The organism is Streptosporangium sp. NPDC002524 (genome assembly GCF_040295985.1).
In the GTDB taxonomy this organism is placed as follows: Bacteria; Actinomycetota; Actinomycetes; order Streptosporangiales; family Streptosporangiaceae; genus Streptosporangium.
On record NZ_JBEOWK010000023.1, the window covers coordinates 146,243 to 153,387 of the forward strand.

7 protein-coding genes are annotated in these 7,145 nt (G+C 71.0%); 6 read left to right on the forward strand and 1 reads right to left on the reverse strand.

Going from position 1 to position 7,145, the window contains the following annotated elements:
• Positions 1-188: 188 nt before the first annotated feature.
• The 6 genes from ABT053_RS32690 to ABT053_RS32715 all read left to right on the forward strand — a co-directional run bounded on the left by ABT053_RS32690 (position 189) and on the right by ABT053_RS32715 (position 5,573).
• The gene (locus tag ABT053_RS32690; RefSeq protein ID WP_350974317.1) at positions 189-1,346 is read left to right on the forward strand and encodes an alkaline phosphatase PhoX; all 1,158 of its coding nucleotides are present in this window, start codon (positions 189-191) and stop codon (positions 1,344-1,346) included.
• Positions 1,347-1,548: 202 nt separating this feature from the next.
• Complete coding sequence (locus ABT053_RS32695; RefSeq protein ID WP_350974320.1) at positions 1,549-2,421, forward strand: sulfotransferase family protein; 873 nt, start codon at positions 1,549-1,551, stop codon at positions 2,419-2,421.
• A gap of 166 nt (positions 2,422-2,587) precedes the next feature.
• Positions 2,588-3,742, forward strand: a complete 1,155-nt coding sequence (locus ABT053_RS32700; RefSeq protein ID WP_350974321.1) for an inorganic phosphate transporter — start codon at positions 2,588-2,590, stop codon at positions 3,740-3,742.
• A complete protein-coding gene (locus ABT053_RS32705; RefSeq protein ID WP_350974323.1) occupies positions 3,739-3,942 on the forward strand; it encodes a hypothetical protein in 204 nt (67 codons plus the stop codon). Before ABT053_RS32700 ends, ABT053_RS32705 begins: the two co-directional genes overlap by 4 nt.
• Positions 3,943-3,994: 52 nt before the next feature.
• Positions 3,995-4,780, forward strand: coding sequence for an SDR family NAD(P)-dependent oxidoreductase (locus ABT053_RS32710; RefSeq protein WP_350974325.1), 786 nt, complete (start codon positions 3,995-3,997; stop codon positions 4,778-4,780).
• Entirely contained in the window at positions 4,770-5,573 is an 804-nt protein-coding gene (locus ABT053_RS32715) for a TetR/AcrR family transcriptional regulator (RefSeq protein ID WP_350974328.1), read from the forward strand. The genes ABT053_RS32710 and ABT053_RS32715 overlap by 11 nt, the downstream gene beginning before the upstream one ends.
• Positions 5,574-5,906: 333 nt before the next feature.
• Here the strand turns inward: ABT053_RS32715 and ABT053_RS32720 are convergent.
• Positions 5,907-7,145, reverse strand: a 1,239-nt coding sequence (locus ABT053_RS32720) for a fibronectin type III domain-containing protein (protein WP_350974331.1), incomplete at its 5' end; no start/stop codon positions are given.

Consider the following 7,145-nt stretch of genomic DNA (forward strand, 5'->3'; position numbering starts at 1 on the left):
GACATCGGCAGATTGTTTCACCCCGTACCGGATGGTTTTGGGCGCTTCAATTAGACTATTTACCTTTAATCAGCATATACAGGACATATGCCGTTTACCCGATTAACCAGCGGGAGTTCACCGACGCTCCTACCGTTGTGATCGCTCAGGGAAGTGGTTCTGCTGATCCTCGTCTTGGAGGTTCGTCGATGGAACGCCGCACATTCCTTCGTGCCTCGGTGCTCGGTACGAGCACCCTGGCCCTCACCGGAAGTCTCTGGCAGGACGCCGCCCTCGCGGCCCCGGCCCAGAACGCCCCGGGTCCCTACGGCCCCCTGCTCGCCGCCGACGCCAACGGCATCCAGCTCCCGGCGGGGTTCACCAGCCGGGTGATCGCCCGGTCGGGCCAGGCGGTTCCCGGCACCTCCTACACCTGGCACAGCGCCCCCGACGGCGGTGCCTGCTTCGCCGACGGCAGCGGCTGGATCTACGTGTCCAACTCGGAGATCAACCCCGGCGGCGGCGCCTCGGCGATCCGCTTCAACTCCTCGGGAAACGTGGTCTCCGCCTCCTCGATCCTGTCGGGCACCCGGCAGAACTGCGCGGGTGGCGCGACGCCGTGGAACACCTGGCTGTCGTGCGAGGAGGTCGACCGCGGCTTCGTCTACGAGACCCGCCCCTTCGGGGGCGCGGCGACACAGCGCCCGGCCATGGGCCGGTTCAAGCACGAGGCGGCGGCGGCCGACCCGGTCCGCAAGGTCATCTACCTCACCGAGGACGAGACCAACGGACGGTTCTACCGCTTCATCCCCACCACCTGGGGTGACCTGTCCTCCGGCACGCTGCAGGTGCTGCGCGCGGGCTCCGCGACCAGCGGCTCGTTCACCTGGGCGAACGTCCCCGACCCCGACGGCTCCCCGACCGCGACCCGCAGCCAGGTCTCCGGGTCGAAGTCCTTCAACGGCGGCGAGGGGTGCTACTACGCCAACGACACCGTGTGGTTCACCACCAAGGGCGACAACCGGGTCTGGCAGGTCAACGTCGCCGCGGGCACCTACGAGCTCGCCTACGACGACAGCCTCGTCAGCCCCGGCACCGCCCCGCTGACCGGCGTGGACAACGTCACCGGCTCGACCTTCGGCGACCTGTACGTCGCCGAGGACGGCGGCAACATGGAGATCTGCCTGATCACCGCGAACGACACCGTCTCCCCCTTCCTGCGCATCGGCGGCCAGGGGTCCTCGGAGATCACCGGCCCGGCCTTCAGCCCCGCGGGCAACCGCCTGTACTTCTCCTCCCAGCGCGGCACGTCCGGCTCCTCCTCCGGGGGCATCACCTACTGCGTGACCGGCCCGTTCCGTACCTGATCCACATCCCTGACCCCGTACCCGGTCCGTAACCGGGGGAAGGCCGCGCCGTGCGGCGTTCGCGCGGCGCGTTCCGTACCCGATCCCCCCCGGTCCGTACCCGGGAAGGCCGCGCCGTGTGACGGCGTTCGCACGGCGCGGCACACACAACACACAGGTCACGTTCACTCTCCCGATGTTTTGGGTCCCTACGGTGCTGGTCATGGCGTGGAAGACCCGAGTCAACACGGCTCTCGAAGGGATGACGGGCTACAACATCACCCGGGTGCGGCGTAAGATCACCCCTCCGCCGCCCCCGCCGCCCCCACCTCCGCCCGCCGACGTCCCCCGGCCGCCGGCCGATCCGGCGATCGACCGGCTGCTGCGCGAACCGGTGTTCGTGCTGTCGCCGGTGAGGTCCGGCTCCACCCTGCTGCGCGTCATGCTGAACAGCCACTCCCGGATCCACGCACCGCACGAGCTGCACGTGCGGCGCCTGGCGGTCACGCTGACCACCGACCCGCTGCGCCAGGCGATGGAGGCGCTCGGCCTCTCCACCAGCGACATCGAGCACATCCTGTGGGACCGCATGCTCCACCGCGAGCTGGCCGGGAGCGGCAAGCAGATCATCGTCGACAAGACGCCCAGCAACGTCTTCGCCCACCGGCGCCTCGCGACCTGCTGGCCCGACGCGCGTTACGTCTTCCTGATGCGCCACCCCGCCTCGATCGCCCTGTCGTGGCACGAGGCCGCCCCGCTGGAGCGCCCCTGGGCGGAGGCGATCCGGCACACCCTGCAGTACATGCGCTACCTCACCGAGGCCAGGCGGCTGCTCGACGGGCTCACCCTGACGTACGAGGCACTCGTCGCCGGCCCGGAGGAGGAGATGCGCCGGGTCTGCGCCTACCTCGGGGTCGGCTACGAGCCCGGCATGGTCACGTACGGCGACCACGGGCACGGAGAATTCGTGAAGGGCATCGGGGACTGGCGCGACAAGATCAGGAGCGGCAGGGTCCAGCCGGGCAGGCCGCTGCCCACCCCCGACGAGATCCCGGAGGAACTGCGCGAGATCTGCGTCGAGTGGGGATACCTCTGACCGGCCGTCCCGCGACCTCCAGCCCGCGCGGGGCCGGGCCTGACTCCCGATGATCTCCGTCGTCCGAGGTGGCGCGTGGTCGACGGACGGTCGACGAGAAGATGAATTCTGGGTATGGAATTCTCTGATCTGCATAGATGGCCTCTGAGGTGTCATATCCGTGGGCATGGATGCGAACTTCGTGTTGCTCGCCATCGTGATCGTCACCGCGCTGTCCTTCGACTTCACCAACGGCTTCCACGACACCGCCAACGCGATGGCGACCTCGATCGCGACCGGCGCGTTACGTCCCAAGGTCGCGGTCGCGCTGTCGGCGGTCCTCAACTTCGCCGGCGCGTTCCTGTCGCTGAAGGTCGCGGCCACCATCGCGACCGGCATCGTCGAGGCCGGCGCCATCACCTTGACGGTCGTCTTCGCCGGGCTCATCGGGGGTCTGGCCTGGAACCTGCTGACCTGGTACTTCGGCATCCCGTCCAGTTCCTCGCACGCGCTGATCGGCGGCGTGGTCGGGGCCACGCTGATCGCGGCGGGCGCCTCGGCCGTCAAGGGCGCCGAGATCGTGTCCAAGGTGCTGATCCCGGCCGTGCTGGCACCGCTCGCGGCGATCCTGGTCGCCACCATCGGCACCTACCTGGTCTACGTCATCACCCGTAACGTCCCCGAGGGGACCAGGAAACGCGGCTTCAAATACGGTCAGATCGGCTCGGCCTCGCTGGTCTCCCTGGCCCACGGCACCAACGACGCGCAGAAGACGATGGGCATCATCACCCTCGCGATGATCGCCGCCGGTGCCATCGGCAAGGACGCGGGAACCCCGACATGGGTGATCGTGGCCAGCGCGACCGCGATCGCGCTCGGCACCTACCTGGGCGGCTGGCGGGTGATCCGTACCCTCGGCAAGGGGCTGACCGAGATCGAGACCCCGCAGGGCTTCGCGGCCGAGGGGTCCTCGGCGGCCGTCATCTTCGCCTCCTCGCACTTCGGCTTCCCGCTGTCGACCACGCACGTGTGCGCGGGCTCGGTGATCGGCTCCGGCATCGGCAAGCACCTGGCCGAGGTCCGCTGGAGCATCGCGGCCAGGATGGGGGCCGCGTGGCTGATCACCCTCCCGGCCGCCGCCGCGGTCGGCGCGCTGGCCTGGGCGGGCGCCAACCTGATCGGCGGCGCGCTGGGGGTCGGCGTGGTCTTCGGCGTCGCCCTGGCACTGTCGGGGGCGCTGTATCTCGCCTCGCGCCGCCGGCCGGTCAACGCCGGAAACGTCAACGACGAATGGACCGGCCGGCTCGCCCCGGCCACGAGAACGAGGGAGCACGCCGCATGAGCGACTACATCGACCTGGACGCGCTGTGGAGGGTCCTGCTCGCCTCGCTGCTGGCGGGCGCGGGCCTGGTCGCGGTCTTCTCCCTGGCCCTGGTCGGCCTGTCCAGCGGGCGGACGGCCGGTCGCGCGGGAGCCGGACTCTGCTTCCTGGTGGTCGCCGCCGGCATCGTGCTCGGCCTCTACACCATGCTCGCCACCTGACCGCCCGCCCTCGATTCTAGAGAGTCTCTCTAGAATCGGTTACGCTTCCGGGATGAGAGCCACCGCCGTCATCACCGGAGGCAACCGCGGGATCGGCCTGGCCACGGCCGAGGAGTTCGCCCGCCGTGGCCACCGGGTGGTGCTCGTGGCGCGGAACCCCGCCGCGGCGCACGAGGCCGCCCGGCTCGGCGCCGACCTGGTCACCGGTGACCTCTCCACCCTGAAGGGGATCCGGGCCACCGCCGAGGCGCTGGCCCGGACCTGCCCGCGGCTCGACGTGCTGGTGCACAACGCCGGGATCTGGCCGTCGGCGCGACGGCTTACCGAGGACGGGTTCGAGGAGTCCTTCGCCGTCAACCACCTGGCGCCCTTCCTGCTCAACCACCTGCTGGAGGACCGCCTGGACAGGGTCGTCCAGGTCACCGCGGGCCTGTACGTCAAGGGCAGGGCCGACCCCGAGCGCACCCCGGCGGGCGCCGACTTCTCCTCCGTGCGCACCTACGCCGACACCAAGCTCTGCAACCTGGCGCTGATGCCGCTGTGGGCCGAACGCTGGAGGCGGCGGGGCCTCACGATCGACGCCGTGCACCCCGGGGTGATCAGGACCGGGCTCGGCGACCGGGGCGGGCCGGTGGGCCTGCTGCTGAGGGCCGCGAAGCTGCTGTGGAAGGCGCCCGCGGACGGGGCGGCCCCCGTCGTACGGCTGGCGCTCGACCGCACCGGCACCGGGCGTTACTTCGACGTCGACCGCGAGACGCCCCTCGCCCCGGTGGCCGCCGACCCGGCGACGGCGGGGAGGCTGTGGGCGCAGGCCGCGGAGCTGACCGGTGTCGCCTAGACATCGGCGCGGCGAGGAGACCAGGGAGCGGCTGCTCGCCGCCGCGCTGGACCTCTACGAGCGGGAGGGCGCCGACGGTTTCACCATGACGGCGGTGACCGCTGCGAGCGGTGTCAGCGTCGGCAGCCTCTACCACCACTTCGGCAGCTTCGACGGCCTGGCGGCGGCACTCTACGCCCGCTGCCTGTCCGGCCTGCTCGACGCCGTCGTCGCCGCGCTCGCCGCGCTGCCGCCGGGGGAGGGAACGGGGCCCGGCGAGGGCGCCGGGGCCGAGGGAGGCGAGGGCACCGAGGCCGCTGAGGTCGAGGGGGGTGAAGGCGGCAAGAGCAGCGAGGGCGGCGAGGGCGGCGAGGGCACTGAGGTCGAGGGAGGCGAGGGCGATAAGGGCGGTAAGGGCGCCGAGGCCGGAGGTCGTGAGGAGGCGGAGGCGTGGGTCGCCGCCGGGATCCGGGCCGTGGTCACCGGATATCTGGGCTTCACCCGGGAGCACAGGGCCGCCGCGCACTTCGTCCACGCCTCCGCCTACGCCGCCTTCCTCCCCGCGCACGCCGCCCTGGTCGCGAAGGAGAAGGAGCCCAGACTGGCCGGGATCCTGGGCTGGCTGCGACCGTACGCGGAGGCGGGGCTGGTCGTGGAGCTGCCGGACACGCTGACGGAGATGCTCGTCGTCGGCCCGGCGGCGGAGACGGCCCGCCGCTGGCTGGCCGGTGCCCCCGGCATCGACCTGGACGAGGCGTGCCGGCTGCTCCCCGAGCGGATCTGGCGATCCCTGCGAGCCGACGTCCCGCCGTGAAGCCGTTTTTCGTGTTCCCGCGTCCCCGTGAAGCACTGGCCCCGTAACCCCGCGTTCCCGTGAAGCACTGGCCCCGTAACCCCGCGACCCCGTAACCTCGCGACCCCGTGACGCCCTGGCCCGTAACCTCGCGACCCCGTAACCCCGTAACCCCGCGACCCCGCGACCCCGCGACGCTCTGGTCTCCGGGTGCTGTGACCTTGTGACGGAAGCGCCGGGCGGGCACCGTGGCCCGCCCGGCGTGGACGTCGTCTCAGCCGGTCACGCTCTCAGCCGGTCACGCTCTCCGCCTGTCGGATTCTCGGCGGGGCGGATTCAAGGCGGGGCGGGTTCTCAGCCGGTCACGAGGTCGAACTGCTCCCACGGGCCGATCGCGTCCCGGTTGGCGACGAGCGGCTGCGCCCCGGCGCCATCGGCGCACACGTACTTGCCGTTGACCTGGGCCCGCAGGCTGACCGACCCGTTGGGGTTGTTGACCAGCTGGAAGGTCTCCCACGCCCCGGCCGAGGGGCGGTTGGCGATGAGCGGCTGCGCTCCGGCGCCCTCGGCGCACACGAACTGGCTGTTGACCCTCGCCCTCAGCCCCACGTTGCCGTTGCCCAGGTCGACGCGCTCGAACTGCTGCGCGGTCCCGGCGGACGTCCCGTTCGCGATCAGCGGCGAGCCGTTGGCGGCGGTGACGTAGCGGCTGTTGGCCCTGGAACGCAGGGAGATCACCGACGTCGACGACGACGCCGACGTGGTCACGCTCACGGCGTTCGAGGCGCCGGAGGTGTTGCCGGCCGCGTCGCGCGCGACGACGGTGAAGCTGTACGCCGTGGCCGGGGTCAGGCCGGTCACGGTGTGCGGCGTGTTCGGGGCGGTGGCCACGACCGTGCCGCCGCGCAGTACCTGGTAGCCGGCCACCCCCACGTTGTCGGTGGAGGCCGACCACGAGAGCGTCACCGTGGTGGCCGTCTTCGCCGTCACGGCGAGGTTGCCCGGCACGGTCGGCGCCTGCCCGTCACCCCCGGCACCGACCACGGGTGGGGTGGGGCGGGTGGCGGTGAGGGGGATCTGGCCCTTGAGCATCCGGCCGCCGTCGCCGGTCAGGCGCAGGTAGTAGTCGGCCGAGCAGGCGGTGCCGTCTTCGTCGAGGGCGAGCATGCCGGAGTTGGCCGGGACGTCGGCGAGGGTTTCGGCGGTCTTGGCGATCTGGTTGCCCTCGTTGTACTCGTCGAACATGGAGATGTAGATGCCCTGGGCGCCGACGCGGACCATGTTGTAGAACTGGCGCCACATGAAGTCGCCGTGGCGGCGCTGGCGGGTGGTGACGTCGCCGGGCAGGACGCAGGGCTGGTAGTCGATGCCGTGGGCGTCGCAGTCGGCCTGGTCGGGCAGGTTGACGTTGGCGTAGAAGTGGTCGGCGTCGGCCAGGGTGCCGATCCGCCCCACCATCCAGGGGGAGATCATGTGGAAGGCGTGGTAGACGTCCAAAAAGCCCGGGCGGGAGTCTTCGACGCCGCGGCGCCAGTGGGTGGGCACTCCGCCCATCACGTAGCAGCCTTGGGCTTTGAACCAGTTGACGACCTC

What these genes read in the sequence shown, in the direction of transcription:
- ABT053_RS32710 (WP_350974325.1), top strand. Translation starts at nt 3,995, where the DNA reads ATGAGAGCCACCGCCGTCATCACCGGAGGCAACCGCGGGATCGGCCTG.
- ABT053_RS32690 (WP_350974317.1), top strand. Translation starts at nt 189, where the DNA reads ATGGAACGCCGCACATTCCTTCGTGCCTCGGTGCTCGGTACGAGCACC.
- ABT053_RS32695 (WP_350974320.1), top strand. Translation starts at nt 1,549, where the DNA reads ATGGCGTGGAAGACCCGAGTCAACACGGCTCTCGAAGGGATGACGGGC.
- ABT053_RS32700 (WP_350974321.1), top strand. Translation starts at nt 2,588, where the DNA reads ATGGATGCGAACTTCGTGTTGCTCGCCATCGTGATCGTCACCGCGCTG.
- ABT053_RS32705 (WP_350974323.1), top strand. Translation starts at nt 3,739, where the DNA reads ATGAGCGACTACATCGACCTGGACGCGCTGTGGAGGGTCCTGCTCGCC.